1 protein-coding gene and 1 pseudogene are annotated in these 352 nt (G+C 35.2%); both read right to left on the bottom strand.

What is annotated here, in order from left to right; translation table 11 throughout:
- Window positions 1–144 (bottom strand): annotated as a pseudogene (locus A194_RS19950) (DUF4025 domain-containing protein); the annotation flags it as partial.
- 49 nt (window positions 145–193) lie between these two features.
- A partial coding sequence (locus A194_RS19140; RefSeq protein WP_017187872.1) for a spore coat protein occupies window positions 194–352 on the bottom strand: 159 nt, incomplete at its 5' end.

Genomic DNA, 352 nt, shown 5'->3' with positions numbered 1-352 from the left:
AAGTTTGCGATCAATTGTTCCTTCATGATAGTCATCGGACACTTGCTCGTGCGTTTCCGCTAATCCTTTTTCAAATTGAGAATCTCCTTGATAATGCTCATTTTTATAATTTTCCTCAGCAACTCTATGATTTGCTTTTTCTTTTTTGACGCTTATCCTTAGCCATCATCATTCCTCCAATAGCAATTTAATATTAATCAGCAATTTTCAATGCACTTTTAGATGCTTTTAAATCTACTTTTAACTGTTCATCAAGATCACTTGGATGATAATACCCTTGGTCGATCATGTACTGACTAATCTTCTCGTGAGTTTCAATAGCATCATTTAGCTGGGTGCGTAAAACTCTTCG

This window comes from Alkalibacillus haloalkaliphilus C5 (assembly GCF_000269905.1).
Taxonomy (GTDB): domain Bacteria; phylum Bacillota; class Bacilli; order Bacillales; family Alkalibacillaceae; genus Alkalibacillus; species Alkalibacillus haloalkaliphilus_A.
Note: the sequence above shows the minus strand (reverse complement) of the source record. Positions and strands in the feature narration are given on the sequence as shown.